This is a genomic window from Nonomuraea sp. NPDC023979 (assembly GCF_040639085.1).
GTDB lineage: Bacteria > Actinomycetota > Actinomycetes > Streptosporangiales > Streptosporangiaceae > Nonomuraea > Nonomuraea ceibae.
In genome coordinates this window covers 38,098-54,385 of sequence record NZ_JBEZZG010000008.1, presented here as the reverse complement: position 1 = coordinate 54,385, position 16,288 = coordinate 38,098, and the positions used below count along the sequence as shown (strand labels likewise).

17 protein-coding genes are annotated in these 16,288 nt (G+C 71.2%); 5 read left to right on the top strand and 12 right to left on the bottom strand.

Going from position 1 to position 16,288, the window contains the following annotated elements; translation table 11 throughout:
* Positions 1 to 66: 66 nt before the first annotated feature.
* The 3 genes from AB0G11_RS16990 to AB0G11_RS16980 all read right to left on the bottom strand — a co-directional run bounded on the left by AB0G11_RS16990 (position 67) and on the right by AB0G11_RS16980 (position 1,833).
* Entirely contained in the window at positions 67 to 537 is a 471-nt protein-coding gene (locus AB0G11_RS16990) for a hypothetical protein (protein WP_357586662.1), read from the bottom strand.
* Positions 538 to 786: 249 nt separating this feature from the next.
* Complete coding sequence (locus AB0G11_RS16985; RefSeq protein ID WP_357586660.1) at positions 787 to 1,038, bottom strand: hypothetical protein; 252 nt, start codon at positions 1,036 to 1,038, stop codon at positions 787 to 789.
* Positions 1,039 to 1,560: 522 nt separating this feature from the next.
* Positions 1,561 to 1,833, bottom strand: coding sequence for a site-specific integrase (locus AB0G11_RS16980; protein WP_357586868.1), 273 nt, complete (start codon positions 1,831 to 1,833; stop codon positions 1,561 to 1,563).
* Positions 1,834 to 2,126: 293 nt separating this feature from the next.
* On the opposite strand from AB0G11_RS16980, the gene AB0G11_RS16975 reads away from it, so the two are divergent.
* Positions 2,127 to 3,212 carry a pentapeptide repeat-containing protein gene (locus AB0G11_RS16975; RefSeq protein ID WP_357586658.1) on the top strand — a complete coding sequence of 362 codons (1,086 nt, stop codon included), beginning with the start codon at positions 2,127 to 2,129 and terminating at the stop codon, positions 3,210 to 3,212.
* Between the two features lie 221 nt (positions 3,213 to 3,433).
* Here the strand turns inward: AB0G11_RS16975 and AB0G11_RS16970 are convergent, their stop codons facing one another.
* The 3 genes from AB0G11_RS16970 to AB0G11_RS16960 all read right to left on the bottom strand — a co-directional run bounded on the left by AB0G11_RS16970 (position 3,434) and on the right by AB0G11_RS16960 (position 6,826).
* The gene (locus tag AB0G11_RS16970; RefSeq protein WP_357586656.1) at positions 3,434 to 4,471 is read right to left on the bottom strand and encodes a tyrosine-type recombinase/integrase; all 1,038 of its coding nucleotides are present in this window, start codon (positions 4,469 to 4,471) and stop codon (positions 3,434 to 3,436) included.
* Between the two features lie 664 nt (positions 4,472 to 5,135).
* Positions 5,136 to 5,603: a hypothetical protein gene (locus tag AB0G11_RS16965; protein ID WP_357586654.1), complete on the bottom strand. Its 468-nt coding sequence runs from the start codon at positions 5,601 to 5,603 to the stop codon at positions 5,136 to 5,138.
* Positions 5,604 to 6,046: 443 nt separating this feature from the next.
* Positions 6,047 to 6,826 (bottom strand): hypothetical protein, encoded by a 780-nt coding sequence (locus tag AB0G11_RS16960; RefSeq protein WP_219509935.1) that lies wholly within the window; start codon positions 6,824 to 6,826, stop codon positions 6,047 to 6,049.
* A gap of 71 nt (positions 6,827 to 6,897) precedes the next feature.
* Between AB0G11_RS16960 and AB0G11_RS16955 the strand changes: the two genes are divergently transcribed.
* Positions 6,898 to 7,449 (top strand): Clp protease N-terminal domain-containing protein, encoded by a 552-nt coding sequence (locus tag AB0G11_RS16955; protein ID WP_357586652.1) that lies wholly within the window; start codon positions 6,898 to 6,900, stop codon positions 7,447 to 7,449.
* On the opposite strand, the gene AB0G11_RS16950 is transcribed toward AB0G11_RS16955, so the two are convergent.
* Complete coding sequence (locus AB0G11_RS16950) at positions 7,441 to 8,469, bottom strand: GNAT family N-acetyltransferase (protein WP_219509933.1); 1,029 nt, start codon at positions 8,467 to 8,469, stop codon at positions 7,441 to 7,443. The genes AB0G11_RS16955 and AB0G11_RS16950 overlap by 9 nt on opposite strands.
* A gap of 109 nt (positions 8,470 to 8,578) precedes the next feature.
* Between AB0G11_RS16950 and AB0G11_RS16945 the strand changes: the two genes are divergently transcribed.
* Positions 8,579 to 9,970, top strand: coding sequence for an FAD-binding oxidoreductase (locus AB0G11_RS16945; protein WP_219509931.1), 1,392 nt, complete (start codon positions 8,579 to 8,581; stop codon positions 9,968 to 9,970).
* 27 nt (positions 9,971 to 9,997) lie between these two features.
* On the top strand, positions 9,998 to 11,605 hold the full coding sequence (locus tag AB0G11_RS16940; RefSeq protein ID WP_357586650.1) for an amidohydrolase: 1,608 nt from the start codon (positions 9,998 to 10,000) through the stop codon (positions 11,603 to 11,605).
* A gap of 53 nt (positions 11,606 to 11,658) precedes the next feature.
* On the opposite strand, the gene AB0G11_RS16935 is transcribed toward AB0G11_RS16940, so the two are convergent.
* The 5 genes from AB0G11_RS16935 to gap form a co-directional block, all read right to left on the bottom strand.
* The gene (locus tag AB0G11_RS16935) at positions 11,659 to 12,003 is read right to left on the bottom strand and encodes an RNA polymerase-binding protein RbpA (RefSeq protein WP_090942943.1); all 345 of its coding nucleotides are present in this window, start codon (positions 12,001 to 12,003) and stop codon (positions 11,659 to 11,661) included.
* A gap of 70 nt (positions 12,004 to 12,073) precedes the next feature.
* Positions 12,074 to 12,304: a preprotein translocase subunit SecG gene (gene secG / locus AB0G11_RS16930; protein WP_049564200.1), complete on the bottom strand. Its 231-nt coding sequence runs from the start codon at positions 12,302 to 12,304 to the stop codon at positions 12,074 to 12,076.
* Between the two features lie 99 nt (positions 12,305 to 12,403).
* Positions 12,404 to 13,180, bottom strand: a complete 777-nt coding sequence (tpiA, locus tag AB0G11_RS16925; RefSeq protein ID WP_281427240.1) for a triose-phosphate isomerase — start codon at positions 13,178 to 13,180, stop codon at positions 12,404 to 12,406.
* Between the two features lies 1 nt (position 13,181).
* The gene (locus tag AB0G11_RS16920) at positions 13,182 to 14,369 is read right to left on the bottom strand and encodes a phosphoglycerate kinase (protein ID WP_219509927.1); all 1,188 of its coding nucleotides are present in this window, start codon (positions 14,367 to 14,369) and stop codon (positions 13,182 to 13,184) included.
* Between the two features lie 66 nt (positions 14,370 to 14,435).
* Positions 14,436 to 15,440, bottom strand: a complete 1,005-nt coding sequence (gap, locus tag AB0G11_RS16915; protein ID WP_219509925.1) for a type I glyceraldehyde-3-phosphate dehydrogenase — start codon at positions 15,438 to 15,440, stop codon at positions 14,436 to 14,438.
* A gap of 185 nt (positions 15,441 to 15,625) precedes the next feature.
* On the opposite strand from gap, the gene AB0G11_RS16910 reads away from it, so the two are divergent.
* Positions 15,626 to 16,279: a hypothetical protein gene (locus AB0G11_RS16910; protein WP_357586648.1), complete on the top strand. Its 654-nt coding sequence runs from the start codon at positions 15,626 to 15,628 to the stop codon at positions 16,277 to 16,279.
* Positions 16,280 to 16,288: the final 9 nt, after the last annotated feature.

Below are 16,288 nucleotides of genomic sequence, written 5' to 3'. Positions count from 1 at the left end.
GGTATACCGAGCTCATCTTCTAGTCCGGCTACGCCCGCAGACAGGATTCACTCACAGTCTGCGGGCCTATCCGTTCTCCCGCAATCTCTCAGCAGGATCATTCTCGGTCAAGCGAAGAAGGGGAATCTGCTTCTGGCGTCTCACTTCGTATCGCTCCGATAGTGACACTGTCTTCAAAAGGCGAACGAGCAAACCGTCGCAATCGCCCTTGCCTATTTTCAAAACACCCACCTTCACGAATCGCCCAAAAACGTCAATGTGAATTGAATCCTCAATATCAGCATTAGCTAGCTTCACGATTTCAGAGGCCCTCCTTGCGGAATCTCGATCAGCAAGAACCACATAGTCGGCCCCATCGGCCAGATAAGAAATCGCCATGCTATACGACTCAGAGGTCCTGGATTCGATCATCGTAAGGTTCAGGCTAGAAACTCCTCTGAACCGATGCAACACAAGATGCCCCCGGGTGATCTGAAAGATCATCCAATTGATACCGCCGACGACATGTACGAGCGCTGCTTCGAAGGTTCCTCTCATCGTCTCCTCTGATCATGGCTGGGAAGAACCGGACCGTCTGATGTAAGTATCCTCTCCTGGCCCAAATACTTCACTATCGTGGTCAAGTCCTCTTGGGAACATATTGATCACCGTGCAGGATGTCGGCACGGGTATGCCGTCCCCGAAGAGCACTCGACGCAGACCAGCATCCGGGCGGGCGCGAGATCGGTGGGGCCTGATGAAGTGCGGCCGCACCCGCTGCGGATGCAGCGCGGTCGTATCAGCAGGTCACGGCATCGGGACGGGGATGCATGGCTCGTTCTCGGCGTCCTCGAACAGGCGCATGCACCGGGCGCAGTTCACCGTGATGACGTCGGCCCGGCCGGTGGCCGCTGCCTGCATGAGGTTGGTGTTGTCGCGGGCGGTGTACCGGAGCATGTCCTGAGGCTTCTCAACACCCTCGCCAGGGTTGAACGTCCGAATCGGGGTGGTGGCGGCCTGCCAGGCGTGAGCGCTGGTCGCGCTGGTGTTTTCGGTCATGGGGCGAGTCTGGCCACGAGGAGGAATTAGTCTCCCTCCGATTCGAGGCGCCAGCCTCCCAGGCCATACCGGAACGGAACCTTCCTTGCCGGTGATTGCCGTTCCGATGTTGCTTGCCCTCGAACACGCCAGCGCGGCGGCCGGAATGGGAAGATCCGATGATGGAGATGAACTTTCCTGACCAGATTGAGCTGCTCGGCGCGCGAGTGGAGGCCGGGCTGATCAGCTACCAGGAAGCCGTCCAGCAGTTGGCCGAGTGGAACAGCGACGTGCTCACCCCCGCCGGCGCAGACAGTTGGCTCCAGGACTGGCGGGGCGCGAGCGCACCTCACCAGGTCGGCCGACGCTGCGAGGCGGGCCGTCGACGCCATGGAAGTCGAGCTCACCGCCGCGACTCCGCAAGAGCGCACCGCCGCGTCGGCCGCGGCCGACCAGGCGTTGGCGGAACTGCGCGACATCTGACCTTCCGGGGGCGAGCGGCCGCCCGGCACACGCCTCCGGGTCGGCCATAGGCCGAGATCGTCACGGGCTAGGCGCGGCCTTCCGGCGGCGCGGGGGGGCACCCGGCAGGGGCACCGGGGCGGGGGTGGCGAGCTTGTCCACGGCCGCGCGGCGCGTCCGCTCCGGCCGCCGGTCGTACTTCGCCGTGGTGGCCGGGGAGGCGTGCCCGACGAGGGCTTGCGCGGTGGCCAGGTCCACCCCGGCGTCGAGCAGTTCGCCGATGAACGTACGCCGGAAGTCGTGAGCGCGCGGCGCCTCGTCCAGCCCGGCCTGGGCGGCGCGCTCGCCGAGCACCGAGGACAAGGAGCAGAAGTGGAACGCCGGGCCTCACCTGCAACCACAGGTCGTCGGGCTGCGGTAACGGTTAAGGAACCGTGGCACCGCCTGCACTCAGGAAGAGATCCAATAAGGACATGAGAGCCAGACAGCCGCGACCACCATCTCGGCAGGTGCTTGCGGCGGCGACCGCAGCCAGGGCACGTCGCATGGCCAAAGTCGCAGAAGCGACTCCTCCATCTGCCCCGTCCCGCTCGGGCCACTGGGCGCAGTGGTGGATACGCCGATTACTGTGGCTCATCCCCCTGCTGGTGGCGATTGCCGGGGCCGCTGTCGCGGCGACCATCGAGAGCATCCCGGACTGGGGACGCTGGACCCTGGCCGGGATCGCCCTGGCCGGCGTCGCCGTCCTCGGCATCGCCGTACTCATCGGGCCAGCCGCCCGCCGCCTGGCAGGCGAACGCCACCCGCTCACCCAGGACGAGCGCGGCCAGATGACTGCCACAGAACGCGTGGAGGCCGTCAACGCCGCCCGCCATACCCTGATTCAGGCCGCCACAGGGTTGGTCGTCATCGGCGGTGTCGTCTTCACCGCGCAGGGCTTGTGGTACACGGCGCAGTCCCTCGACGCCTCCCGGCAGGCCCAGCGGACCGCCGAGCAGGGGCAGATCACCGACCGGTACACCAAGGCCGTGGAACAACTTGGCTCCGCCAAACAGGACGTACGGCTCGGCGGCATCTACGCGCTCCAGCGCCTGGCCGCCGATTCTCCTCGTGACAAGGACACCATCCGCAACGTCCTGGCCGCCTTCGTCCGCAATCGCGACTTCTGTGTCCTCCGTGCAGGGCAGAAGGCACCCCCCGCACACTGCACTCCCGAAGCCCCAGCAGAACAACTCGACAAGATCCCAGACAGGAGGCTGGACGAGGACGTGTTCGCGGCCCTGACCCTCGTCCCCCACCTAGCACCCCGCGACCCCAGCGGCGCCTTCACCGTCCCTCCCCACTTCGCTCGGGTACGCTTCCCCCGAGCGGATCTGAGCTACGTGAACCTGGCCGGCGTGGACCTGGCTGGCGCGGACCTGCGCCGCGCGAACCTGCTCCGCGCGAACCTGCTCCGCGCGTACCTGAGCGTCGTGAACCTCAGCGGCGCGAACCTGCATAACACGTACCTGAACGGCGCGGACCTGAGCGCCGCGAACCTGCGCGGCGCGGACCTGAACGTCGCGGACCTGAGCGGCGCGGACCTGAGCGGCGCGGACCTGAGCGGCGCGTTCCTGAGCGGCGCGGACCTGAGCGGCGCGGACCTCCGCGGGGCGGATCTGCAGGAGGTGAAGGGAGCAACCGAGCAGGACATACGCCGCGTGGCAATCACCGATGCGGCCACTCGCTTCTGACGGCGCCGCCCCGTCGCATCGGCCGGACCGGAAGGATCGTCGGTTCACCTGCGCCTGATCTTCCTCCAGATGTTGAGCTGACTCGGGGCGTGGGCTATGTCCGGGATGCCGCTACCGACCATCGACGCAGGCCAGCAGCTTCCGAGCACAACGGACGGCCAGCAAGCCGGAAGTTCCGGCCGGATATGACCAGCACTCGCGTCCGGCCGCGGCCGAGATCATCACGAACTAGGCGCGGCCTTCCGGCGGCGCGGGGCGGCACCCGGCAGGGGCACCGCGTCGGGGGTGGCGAGCTTGTCCACGGCCGCGCGGCGCGTCCGCTCCGGCCGCCGGTCGTACTTCGCCGTGGTGGCCGGGGAGGCGTGCCCGACGAGGGCTTGCGCGGTGGCCAGGTCCACCCCGGCGTCGAGCAGTTCGCCGATGAACGTACGCCGGAAGTCGTGCGCGCGCGGCGCCTCGTCCAGCCCGGCCTGCTCGGCGCGGGCCGCGATCACGTTGCTGACCGTGCGCGCGTCCATGAACGCGATCCGGCCGTGCTCGTCGCGGCGGATGTGCCTGCCTCGCGGGGTGAACGGCGCGAACAGGCCGCCCGGGTCGCGGCGGCGCACCGTCAGCCACGCCTCGATCCGGCCGACCGCGCTGGCCGTCAGGTACACCATGCGTTCCTTGCTCCGCTTGCCCCGGATGCGCAGCGAGCGGGCCGCCGGGTCGTAGTCGGCCAGCGCCACCCCGGCGAGCTCGAACCGGCGCACGCCGGTCGAGTACAGGGCGGCGATCATCGCTGCGTCCCGCAGCGCCACCCGCCGCAGCTCGTCCCGCTTGGCCGGGTCCTCGACGTCCCGTGGGTCGAGGTCGGCGTCGCAGGCGGCCATCAGCGCGCCGACGCGCTCGATCGGCAGGTGCCCGCCGGCGGGCAGGGTGCTGCCCTCGAACTGGTCGACGCGCTGGGCGCGGTCACGCTCGTCGGCGGTCATCAGCCCGAGGAGCCACGCCCGATCCAACACTTGCCGTAGCGCCACGACGTGCTTGTTCCGGTAGGCGAGCGACCACGGCTCGCGGGTGCCGTCCTTCTTCCGGCTGGTCGCCTGCCCGATCAGGGCCCGGATGCGCTGGGTGTGCTCGGCCCGCAGCAGATGCCACCTGATCGTCTCGCCGGTGATGGCGAGCACGGCCGGGTCCTTCTTCCCGGTGGCGGGGTCGATGCCGGTGGGGTCCTGGTCGGCCATCAGCCGGGCGATCCGGTCGAGGCAGCCCTGCATGGTGCGGCGGGATTCGCGGCCGTCGAGGCTGTCGAGGTAGGCCCAGTACGGGTTCTTCTACCGGTCGTCGGCGGCTGCCACGGCGGGCAGCGTCTCCCCGCCCGCCGTGGTCACCATCTCGGGAAGGTTGCCGCTCACCGCGGGCCTTCGGTCTCGATGGGCTGAACATGGGTGAGGGCGATCGGGCCCGGCCTGGCTTCCCGACGCCGTGGCAGTCGAAGGTCCAGTAACGGACGGGCGTGCCAACCGGCACCGTGGCATTACACTTCTCGACCACGGCCTTCCGCTCCTGCCGACGCGCCTGCTCCAGCGCCTCGGCCGCGGCCTCGTGCGCATCGACCTGGACGTCGGCCATGTGCGCGTCGTACTGCTCGAACACGGCGTGGTCGTCCCACGGCGGGGTGGTCGGCATGGTGCTGCAGGAGCAGGTGCCGGACTTGAGGTCGCGGCCGGCCTGGGCGGACGCGATGGGGTCGAGGTCGAGCAGCAGTCGGTGGGCCTTGAGATCCACGAGCGGGTCGTCGGTGTAGTGCGGCAGGTCGGTCACGGTGTCTTCTCCTTGACGGTCTCGCGGGGGGGCTGGTCTCCACCAGGGGGAGGCGGGTCGGGGCCGCCCCGGCGCGGGATGTCTGCGCCGGGGCGGCTTGCCTCCTAGGGGAGGTCGTCACAGGGTGTCCGGCCTGATGTCGCCGACTTCGCGGACCATCCACTCCACGAAGTCGATCGGCTCCACGAACAGTTCCCGGTAGGCCCGTTCGGCGGCGGCCCAGATGACGTCGTCGTCGTAGTTGGCCGCGACCCACTGGACCATGAGCCAGGCGGCGCGGGCCTCGGTGCCCTCGAAGTGGCAGACGCCGCCCTCGACGTACGGGCAGTCGTTGGTGTGCGGCTGCTCGCCGGGGCTCTGCGGGGCCTGGGAGTGGTAGCCGAAGATGATGGCCTCCCACCCGAGCTTGGACCCGGACACGAGCGGGATGGGGACGTGGGCGAACGTGACCTGGATGGCGCATCGGTCGCCCTGGAGCAGCCAGGTGCGGCGGATGCCGCCCGCGTACGGCCGGTCGTGCATGATGCGGGTGAAGAGGGGTGCCGCCCCGTCCGAGACGGGGCGGTCGTACCCGGCACCCGGCACCCGGCACCCGGCGATCGCGCGGCCCGCCGGGACGGCCCTCTTCGGAGGACAGCGACCTGCCTTGCCTCCGCGCCCCCTTCCGAGGGGTCCCGCGCCACACACGCGAGCTACCTCGCCCCGCCCCCACGACCACCTCCTGCGGACCTCACGGCACACACGCGGCGGGCCCTCCTGGAGGACCCCGGGTGCCTCCCCCGCCCTTGCGGCCACCGTCGGTGGACCTCAGAGCACGCACACAACCGGCCCCTCCCGAGGCTCGCGTGGCCTCCCTCGCGGCACGCACGCGGCGCGGGCCTCTCCGGAAGACCTCGCGCGGCCTCCCCTGCCTCCCCCTGCGGCCACCCTTGGTGTTTCGCCAGGGACGGGAGTGGGGCCGCTGTGGGTGGAGGTCGTGGGGCCGCCATCGGTGGAGGTCGTGGGGCGACTGTGGGCGGGAGGTGTGGTCAGGTTCGGTCGGGGAGGCGTTGGCGGGCGTGGCGTTCTTCGCGGCGGGTGACTTCGAGGCGCTGGGCCGTCTCGGCGAGGCGTTTGCGGGCCTTGGCGAGCTTCGCCTCCAGGCGGGCGACCTTGTCGGCCCGTTCGGCGTGGTCGCGTTCGGCCTCCTCCAGGGCCTGGCTCCACTCGCGGTGGGCCGCCTCGGCCTCCTCGCGCTCCTTGGCCTTCCTGGCCTCGGTCTCGGCGCGGCGGCGCGCCGCGTCGGCCTCGGCCGTCTCGTCCGCCTGGGTGCCGGGTTTGCGGCGGCGGCCAGGGGGGCGGCCGGCGGGGGCGGGCGCCGGGGCGAAGCCGCTGTAGCGCAGCGGCTTGGCGAGCCGGCCGCGCCGCACCTCGTCGGCGGCTCCGGCGTCCACGACGGCGGCGTCGAGCGTCTGGTCCACCTCGGTGGCGGCGGCGGGCGACAGCTCGTCGCGGACCAGCCCGGCGACCCGCCCGGTGACCTCGCCGCGGCGCCGGGTCAGTTCGGCGAGCGCGTCGGCGTCGTGCGCCTGCCAGGCGTCGCGCAGCTCCTGGCCGAGCTCCAGCAGCTCCTCCAGGGCGTCGGGGTGCTCGCGGGAGATCCGGTTGACGGCCCACGCCGACACCGTGGGCTTGCGCAGCTTGCCGATCTCCCGGGCCAGCGCGGCGTCGCCCGCGTCCTTGGCCGCGCGGGCCTCGGCGGTGCGGGCGGCGGTGAAGTCGGCGGGCGCGAGCCCGTACAGCCTGCCGGTGACCTCCTCGAGATCCACACAAGGGGGATACCCCGCCCGGGCTGGTTCGTAGCGCATAGTGGAGGCAGCCCACTCGAACGGAGGCCCCCGTGTTCGAGCGCTTCACCGAGAGCAGCCGCCAGGTCGTCGTCCTCGCCCGGGAGGAGGCGCGGGCGATGCGTCACGGCGCCATCGGCACCGGGCATCTCCTGCTGGGGCTCGTCCGGGAGGGCGAGGGTCCGGCGGCGCGGGTGCTGGCCGAGTGCGGCGTGTCGCTGGAGGGCGTACGGGCCTGTGTGGAGGCCGAGGAGCCGCGCCGGGACCCGGCCGGGCACGCGCCGTTCACGGCCCGGGCGAAGAGGGTGCTGGAGCTGTCGCTGCGTGAGGCGCTGGGGCGGCGGCACGACTTCATCGGCACCGGGCACGTCCTGCTCGGGCTGCTGCGCGACGGCGACGCGCCGGTGCTCCGCGCGCTGGCCGCCGCGGGCGCCGACCCGGACGAGGTACGGCAGCGCGTGCTGGAAGAGGTGGGGCGCCGGGAGCCGCCCGGCGACGCGTCGTCGGTGAGCGCCCCGGAGCTGGCCGGGCGGCTGGCCCGCATCGAGGAGAGCCTGGAGCGCATCGAACGCCATCTCGGCATCCGGCGGACCGGCTCAGACTGACGCCAGCGCCCCCACGGCCAGCCTGGCCTCCACCACGGCGGGGTCCTCGGTGCGGGAAAGCGTGGCGCCGAGTCCGAGCATCAGCCGGCGCATGCGCGCGTTGTCGGCCAGCATGCCGGCCCTGACCTCGGCGTAGCCCAGGTCGCGCGCGGCGCACACCAGCGCCCTGGCCAGGGCCGTGCCCAGGCCGCGCCCCTGCCAGCGGTCCTCGACGAGCAGCGCGAGCTCGGCGATGCCGGGGTCGGCGGTGAACATCAGGCTGGCCAGCGCGACCACCTGCCCGTCGTCGGCCGCCACCACGGAGTGGCCGCGGGCGCGGTCGCAGAGCCGGTCGAACACGCGCGGCGGCAGCTCGGGCATCGAGGTGAAGTAGCGGAACCTGCGCGTCTCGGGCGAGCACCTGTCGTGCAGGTCGCGTACGGCCTCGCGGTAGAGGGAGGTGAGCGGCCGGACGGCGATCTCGGCGCCGTCGGCGAGCCTGACGGGGCGCTCGGCCGGCTTGCCGTCGGGGCCGGCCGGCGGCTGGACGAGCCGGGCGAACGCGGCGGCCCTGGCGGCCTCGGTCAGCGTGAAGGGCAGCCCGGCGCGGCGCAGCCGGACCGACCGCCGGGCGGCGACGGGCACCACGAGCCGGGTCGGGTCGGGCAGGTCGTTCGCGGGTTCGCCGTAGATCCACCGGGCGTCGTCGGCGCGCAGCAGCTCGGCGAGCAGCTCGGGCAGCCGCCAGGGCGCGGCCCGCAGCCGGGAGGCCAGCAGCAGCGCCCGGGTGGGCTCGTCGGTCAGCTCGTGGGCGGTGGCGGCGACGACCCGGACGCGGCGCCCGCCCGCCGCCTCCAGGGCCTCGCGCACGTTCTCGGGGGTGGCCGGGATGTCGGCGACGAACTCGTCGACGGTGCCGTCGACGTCGGGTTGTACGCTCAGGCCGAGGATGTTGCCGCCCCGGGCGGCCAGGGCGGCGGCGAGCGAGGCGAGCCGTCCCGGACGTTCGTCGACCGTGGTGCGGATGCGCAGGAGTCCCATACGAAGAAGGATGCGGGGTCGCTGTTACGTTGCCGCTAACGTCGTGTTTCCATCACGGAATTCGTGGCGAGATGCGACACCTTCTCCGGATATAGCAGGATATGGCCCCATGAGCGTGCATGTTCCCCTGTCGTCCGGGTTCGTCAATGGCGACGTGTCCTTCTGGTACCGCTCCTCGGGCGTTCCCGCCCCCGGTCCCAGGCTCGACGGCGACCGCGAGGCGGACGTCGTCATCGTCGGCGCCGGCTACACGGGGCTGTGGACGGCCTACTACCTCAAGCGGGCCCGCCCGTCGCTCGACGTGGTGGTGCTGGAGCAGGAGTTCGCCGGGTTCGGCGCCTCGGGCCGCAACGGCGGCTGGCTGACGGGCGACCTGGCGGGCTCGCACGCGCGCTACGCCCGCACCCACGGCCGCGACGCCGCCCGGCGGCTGCAGCGGGAGATGTTCTCCTCGGTCGACGAGGTCATCGCGGTGTGCGAGAAGGAGGGCATCGACGCCGACATCGTCAAGGGCGGCGTCGTCAACGTGGCCCGCTCCACCGCGCAGGCCGCCCGGCTGCGCGCCTCGGTGGCCGAGTCCCGCGCCTGGGGCATCACCGAGGAGGACCTGCGCCTGGTCGACCCGGACGCCCACCTCAGGGTGGCGGGGGCCGTGAGCGCCACCTGGAGCCCGCACTGCGCGCGCATCCAGCCCGCCAAGCTGGCCCAGGGCCTGGCCCGGGTGGTGCGCGACCTCGGCGTGACGATCTACGAGCGCACGCCCGTCACCCGCATCGCGCCGCACCGGGCGGAGACGCCGTACGGGACCGTGCGGGCCGGGCACGTGCTCCGCGCCACCGAGGGCTTCACGGCGCGGATGGAGGGGCTGCGGCGGCAGTGGCTGCCGATGAACAGCTCGATGATCGTCACCGAGCCGCTGCCGGCCTCGTTCTGGGAGTCGGTCGGCTGGGAGGGCGCGGAGCTGCTCGGCGACCTGGCCCACTACTACATGTACGCCCAGCGCACCGCCGACGACCGCATCGCGTTCGGCGGGCGCGGCCGGCCCTACCTGTACGGCTCGCGCGTCGATGCCCGCGGCCACACGCACGAGTGGACCGTCGAGGCGCTGTGGGACCTGCTGGTCGACTTCTTCCCGGCGGCCCGCTCGTCCTCCGTCGCCCACGCCTGGTCGGGCGTGCTGGCGGTGCCGCGCGACTGGTGCTCGACCGTCCACGTGGACCCGGCGACCGGGCTCGGCTGGGCGGGCGGCTACACCGGCCACGGCGTCACCACCACGAACCTGGCCGGCCGGACCCTGCGCGACCTGGTGCTGGGCGAGGAGACCGAGCTGACGGCGCTGCCGTGGGTGGGGCGCAAGGTGCGCGCGTGGGAACCCGAGCCGCTGCGCTGGCTGGGCGTGCACAGCATGTACCGCCTCTACCGGATGGCCGACCAGCGGGAGCGGTCGATGCCGCGCACCTCGGTCCTGGCCCGCTTCGCCGACCTGATCACCGGTCACTGACCATCCCTGCCAGATAGGAGATCTTCCATGAGCGTGCTGTTCCGGGGCGGGCGCGTGTTCACCGCGACGGGCGCCTTCGCCGAGGCGGTGCTGGTGCGCGACGGCGTCGTGGCGGCCGTGGGCGCCGAACGGGAGCTGGCCCGGCTGGCGCCCTCCCACGAGACGGTGGACCTCGGCGGCGGCCTGCTGGTGCCGGGCTTCACCGACGCCCACCTGCACCCGGTGCAGGCGGGCCTGGAACGCGCCAGGTGCGACCTGGCCGAGGTGTTCGGGCTGGACGCCTACCTCGCGGCAGTCCGTACGTATGCCGCCGCCAATCCCGGCAAGGAGTGGATCGACGGCGGTGGCTGGGACATGTCGGCGTTCCCGGGCGGGCTGCCCCGCAGGGAGCAGCTCGACTTCCTGGACCGGCCCGCCTACCTGATCCAGCGCGACCACCACGCCGCCTGGGTCAACAGCCGGGCGCTGGAGCTGGCCGGGATCACCCGCGACACGCCCGACCCGGCCGACGGGCGGATCGAACGCGACCCCGACGGCACCCCGACGGGCGTGCTGCACGAGGGCGCGATGGACCTGGTGGGCCTGCTCACGCCCCGCCCGACGGCCGCCGACCTGGACGCCGCGCTGGCCGAGGCGGAGGCGCACCTGTTCTCGCTGGGCATCACCGGCTGGCAGGACGCCATCGTGGGCTCGTACGCGGGCTCCGACGACCAGTTGCCCACCTACCTGTCGGCGGCCCGCTCAGGGCGGCTACGGGCCCGCGTGGTGGGCGCCCTGTGGTGGGACAGGACCCGCGGCCTGGACCAGATCGAGAGCCTGGTGGAGCGCCGGGCGTCGGCCGAGGGCCTGGACCGGTTCGCGGCCGGCTCGGTCAAGATCATGCAGGACGGCATCACGGAGAACTTCACCGCCGCCACCCTGGAGCCCTACTGCCGCTGCGGCGGCACGGGGCTGTCGTACGTGGACCCGGTCAAACTGAAGGAGTACGTGGCCGAGCTGGACCGGCTGGGCTTCCAGGTCCACTTCCACGCGATCGGCGAGCGGGCGGTGCGCGAGGCGCTCGACAGCTTCGAGGGCACCGATCCGGCCAACCGTCACCACATCGCGCACCTGCAGATCATCGAGCCGTCGGACGTGCCGCGCTTCGCCGCGCTGGGCGTCACGGCCAACCTGCAGCCGCTGTGGGCCACCCACCACGCGCAGATGGACGAGCTGACGCTGCCGTTCCTGGGCGAGCCGCGCTCGTCGTGGCAGTACCCGTTCGCGGACCTGCTGGCGCACGGCACCCGGTTCTGCGCGGGCAGCGACTGGCCGGTGTCGGACGCCGACCCGCTGCAGGGCATGCACGTGGCCGTCAACCGGACCGAGCCGGGCGGTTCGGTGCACGCGGGCTACCCGACGGCGCAGACGCCGTTCCTGCCCGATCAGCGCATTGACCTGGCGACCGCGCTGACCGCGTACACGGCGGGCTCGGCGTGGATCAACCGCTCGCCCGCCGGGGTGATCGAGCCGGGCCGCCCGGCCGACCTGGTGGTGCTCGACCGCGACCCGTTCACGCTGCCGGAGAAGGACATCTGGACGACGCGGGTGCGGATGACGTTCGTCGACGGCGTCGCCGTCCACGAACGGGCCTGAACGACGAAAGGGCCCCGGCGGGAGAACCGCCGGGGCCCTTTCACGTCAGCCCGCTACCAAGGGGACTTGTTGTTGCGCAGGCGCTCCAGCGCTTCCTCGAGGATCGCCTTGCCGTCCTTGTCGCTCCGGCGCTCCTTCACGTAGGCCAGATGCGTCTTGTACGGCTCGTTCTTCGGCGGAGCAGGCGGGGCCTCCTCGTCCTGGCCGGCCGGGAGGCCGCAACGCGGGCAGTCCCACAGCTCGGGGACCGCCGCGTCACTGGCGAAGCTGGGGCGCGTCTCATGCATGTTGGCGCACCAGAACGAGACCCGCACTCTCGGAGCTGCCTCGCCGCGCTCGGCCTCCCCCATAGGGCCGGCGCCGACACGGCTGCCACGGATCGCGTTGCCACTACCCACGGATGAACTCCTCGCTCGATCGCCCCGTGTGACACGGGGGGAGAATCACTGTCACGCGTTGTCGCTTGTCTCAGGGCCTGACGAGCAGGCCCAGAGCGATGATGCAGACGAACCAGACGACGCCCGTGATGACGGTGAGCCGGTCGAGGTTGCGCTCCACCACCGAGGAACCACCGAAGTTCGACGAGAAACCGCCGCCGAACATGTCAGACAGGCCGCCACCCTTGCCCTTGTGGAGCAGGACGAGCAAGATCATGAGCAGGCTCGTCAGGATGAGGGCGATGGAGATTCCGAGTTCCACGGTATGCCTGTTCCTTCAATGGTCTGGTACGCGTGACGATTCAAACTTGCCTCTTGAGGGTACGGCCTCGTGTCAAGTCGCACCCCCAGAACGGCTGAGTTAGCCGGGCATATCGGTGAAACGGCAGATCTTCACGAACTCCGCGGCGTCGATGCTGGCCCCTCCCACGAGGGCGCCGTCGACATCCGGCTGAGCCATGATCCCTGCGATGTTTCCCGACTTGACCGAGCCACCGTAAAGGATACGGACCGCCGAGGCCACTTCGGGGTTGTAGAGCTCCGCGAGTCGCACCCGCAGCGCCCCGCAGACCTCCTGGGCGTCCTCGGGGGTGGCCACCTCGCCGGTGCCGATCGCCCACACCGGTTCGTAGGCCACCACCATCGATTGTGCCTGCTCGGCGGAGACCTTGCGCAGGGCTCCGTCGAGCTGGGCCAGCGTGTGCGCGATGTGACCGCCCGCCTGGCGCACCTCCAGGCCCTCGCCCACGCACAGGATCGGCGTCAGCGAGTGGCGCAGCGCGGCCAGCACCTTGGCGTTGACCAGGTCGTCGTCCTCGTGGTGGTACTGCCGCCGCTCGGAGTGGCCGACGGCGACGAACGTGCACCCCAGCTTGGCGAGCATCACGCCCGACACCTCACCGGTGTAGGCGCCCGCGTCGTGCGGGGACAGGTCCTGGCCGCCGTGCACGATGCGCAGCTTGTCGCCGTCGATGAGCGTCTGCACGCTGCGCAGGTCGGTGAACGGGGGCAGGACGGCCACCTCGACGCGGTCGAAGTCCTTGTCGCCGAGCGCGAAGGCCAGCTTCTGGACCAGCGCGATCGCCTCGAGGTGGTTGAGGTTCATCTTCCAGTTGCCGGCGATGAGCGGCTTTCTCAAGTCAGTCCTCCAGGGCGGCGAGTCCGGGGAGCGTCTTGCCCTCCAGATATTCAAGGCTGGCCCCGCCCCCGGTGGAGATGTGGGAGAAGCCGTCCTCGGGCAGGCCCAGCTTACGCACCGCGGCCGCCGAGTCGCCGCCGCCGACCACGGTGAAGGCGTCGGCTCCGATCAGCGCCTCGGCCACCGCCCGGGTGCCGCCGGAGAACGCGTCGAACTCGAACACGCCCATCGGGCCGTTCCAGAAGACGGTCTTGGCGTCGGCCAGCTTGGCGGCGAACAGCTCGCGGGTCTCGGGCCCGATGTCGAGGCCCTCGCGGTCGGCCGGGATGGCCGTGGCCGCGACCGCCTCGTGCGGGGCGTCGGCGGCGAAGTGCGTGGCCGCCAGCACGTCGACGGGCAGCACCAGGTCGACGCCGCGCCGCCCGGCCTCGTCGAGGAAGCCGCGCACCTGGTCGAGCTGGTCCTCCTGCAGCAGCGACCCGCCGACCTCGTGGCCCTGGGCCTTGAGGAAGGTGTAGGCCATGCCGCCGCCGATGAGCAGCCGGTCGACCTTGGTCAGCAGGTTGGCGATGACGCCGAGCTTGTCGCTGACCTTGGCGCCGCCGAGCACGACCACGTAGGGGCGCTCGGTGTCCTCGGTGAGCCGCCTCAGCACGTCCACCTCGGCCACGACCAGCCCGCCCGCGGCGTGCGGCAGCAGCGCCGGCACGTCGTAGACGCTGGCGTGCTTGCGGTGCACGGCGCCGAAGCCGTCGCCGACGTAGAGGTCGGCGAGCGCGGCCAGCCTCTCGGCGAACGCGCGGCGGGCCGCGTCGTCCTTGGACTCCTCGCCCGGCTCGTAGCGCAGGTTCTCCAGCAGGGCCACCTGGCCCTCCTGGAGGCCCTGCACGGTGGCCTGGGCGCTGTCGCCGACCACGTCGGAGGCGAAGGCCACCTCCTGGCCGAGCAGCTCGCCCAGGCGGGCCGCGACGGGCCGCAGGGAGTATTTCGGGTTGGCCTCGCCCTTGGGCCGCCCCAGGTGGGCGCAGACGACGACCTTCGCGCCGCGTCCGGCCAGCTCCTGGATGGTGGGCAACGACGCGCGGATGCGCCCGTCGTCGGTGATCGTCTCGCCGTCGAGAGGCACGTTCAGGTCGGCGCGCACCAGCACGCGCCGTCCCTTCACATCGAGATCGTCGATCGTCCGCAACTGTGCTCCTTCTGCGGAGGCGCGCGGGCCGCCCGGGCGGACGGCCCCGCTTCGCTCCGGAATCGGTCAGATGTCCGCGCCCACCAGCTGGATGAGGTCGACGAGGCGGTTGGAGTAGCCCCACTCGTTGTCGTACCAGCCGACGACCTTGACCTGGTTGCCGATCACCTTGGTGAGGCCGGCGTCGAAGATGCAGGAGGCCGGGTCGGTGACGATGTCGGAGGAGACGATCTCGTCCTCGGTGTAGGTCAGGACGCCCTTGAGCGGGCCCTCGGCGGCGGCCTTGAGCGCGGCGTTGACCTCTTCGACGGTGACGTCGCGGCCGACCTCGACGGTCAGGTCGGTGGCCGAGCCCGTGGGGATCGGCACGCGCATCGCGAAGCCGTCGAGCTTGCCCTTGAGCTCCGGCAGCACCAGGCCGATCGCCTTGGCGGCGCCGGTGGAGGTGGGCACCACGTTGAGCGCGGCGGCGCGGGCGCGGCGCAGGTCCTTGTGCGGGCCGTCCTGCAGGTTCTGGTCCTGCGTGTAGGCGTGGATGGTGGTCATCAGACCCTTCTCGATGGTGAAGGTGTCGTGGATGACCTTGGCCATCGGGGCCAGGCAGTTGGTGGTGCAGGAGGCGTTGGAGATGATCGTGTGCTGGGCCGGGTCATAGGAGTCGTGGTTGACGCCCATGACGATGGTGACGTCCTCGTTCTTCGCCGGGGCGGAGATGATGACCTTCTTGGCGCCGTTCTCGGCGTGCACCCGGGCCTTGTTGGCGTCGGTGAACAGGCCGGTCGACTCGACCACCACGTCGACCCCGAGGTCGCCCCACGGCAGCTTGCCCGGGTCGCGCTCCTCGAACACCTTGATGGCCTTGCCGTCGACGGTGATCTCGTCGCTGGAGGCCTTCACCTCGTACGGCAGGCGGCCCAGGATGCTGTCGTACTTGAGCAGGTGGGCCAGCGTCGCGTTGTCGGTCAGGTCGTTGACCGCGACGATCTCGATGTCCTTGCCACTGGCGGCGACCGCGCGCCAGAAGTTGCGACCGATGCGGCCGAAGCCGTTGACGCCTACGCGGATGCTCACGGAACCGATCTCCTCGTACGTGATGACGGGCTGATACCTCAACTCTCGAACCCTATCGGAAGCAAATTGGTTTAGACCACTGCCACCCCCGCCTGGAGAATCGAGGTTCGGTAAGCACAATTTGTGAGGTTCGAGTAAAGTGCCCGACTCGTCGGAGTAAATTCAGGCATTCTCTGGGGGCTGAGATGTCACAACACCGATCCGGCCTGCTGTCCGGCCTGATCATCGGCTTCATCGCGATGCTGCTGTGCGCGGCCGGCGTCGCGGCGGCCTTCCTCTACGACGGCGACCTCGTTCCCGAGGCCGTGCGCGCCTTCGGCGACGGCGTCCCGCTGTCCGCCGGGATCGCCCTGGTCGCCGGTCTCCTGGTCGGCGCGGCGATCTGCCTGATCCGCCCGCGCGCCCTCGTGCTCCCGCTCGTGGCGGCCCTGTACGCGGCCGGGGCCGTCGTGGCCGGCGCGATCGCGAGCACGGCGGCGGTCCCCGAGTATTTCGCCTACACGCCGGCCTCGGAGCCGTGGAAGCCGCCGCTTCTCCCGCTCGAGGACTTCCTGGCCGCACTGCCCGACGCCGCCGCCCTCGTCTGGCCGCAGCTGTATCGGTCGTGGCAGATCCCCGCGGTGGTGGCCGCCGCGGCCCTGCCCGCCTTCCTGCTCGTCCTCGTACGCGTCCTGCGCCTGCGCAGGAAGGCCAGGGCGGCGGCGGCCGCCGAGAAGCCCGAGAAGCCCGAGGAGGGGGAGGAACCCGAGTACCGGGCTCCCTTCGAGCCCCTGCAGGCGGCCAAGCCGGCCACCACCCCGCCCAGCCTCTTCACGCCGCCCGACCGCGACGCGACGTGACCCGGCGGT

Excerpts from the sequence above, each read along its gene's own strand:
- AB0G11_RS16990 (WP_357586662.1), bottom strand. The coding sequence starts at position 537 with ATGAGAGGAACCTTCGAAGCAGCGCTCGTACATGTCGTCGGCGGTATC.
- AB0G11_RS16985 (WP_357586660.1), bottom strand. The coding sequence starts at position 1,038 with ATGACCGAAAACACCAGCGCGACCAGCGCTCACGCCTGGCAGGCCGCC.
- AB0G11_RS16970 (WP_357586656.1), bottom strand. The coding sequence starts at position 4,471 with ATGCAGGGCTGCCTCGACCGGATCGCCCGGCTGATGGCCGACCAGGAC.
- AB0G11_RS16950 (WP_219509933.1), bottom strand. The coding sequence starts at position 8,469 with ATGGGACTCCTGCGCATCCGCACCACGGTCGACGAACGTCCGGGACGG.
- AB0G11_RS16945 (WP_219509931.1), top strand. The coding sequence starts at position 8,579 with ATGAGCGTGCATGTTCCCCTGTCGTCCGGGTTCGTCAATGGCGACGTG.
- AB0G11_RS16940 (WP_357586650.1), top strand. The coding sequence starts at position 9,998 with ATGAGCGTGCTGTTCCGGGGCGGGCGCGTGTTCACCGCGACGGGCGCC.
- AB0G11_RS16910 (WP_357586648.1), top strand. The coding sequence starts at position 15,626 with ATGTCACAACACCGATCCGGCCTGCTGTCCGGCCTGATCATCGGCTTC.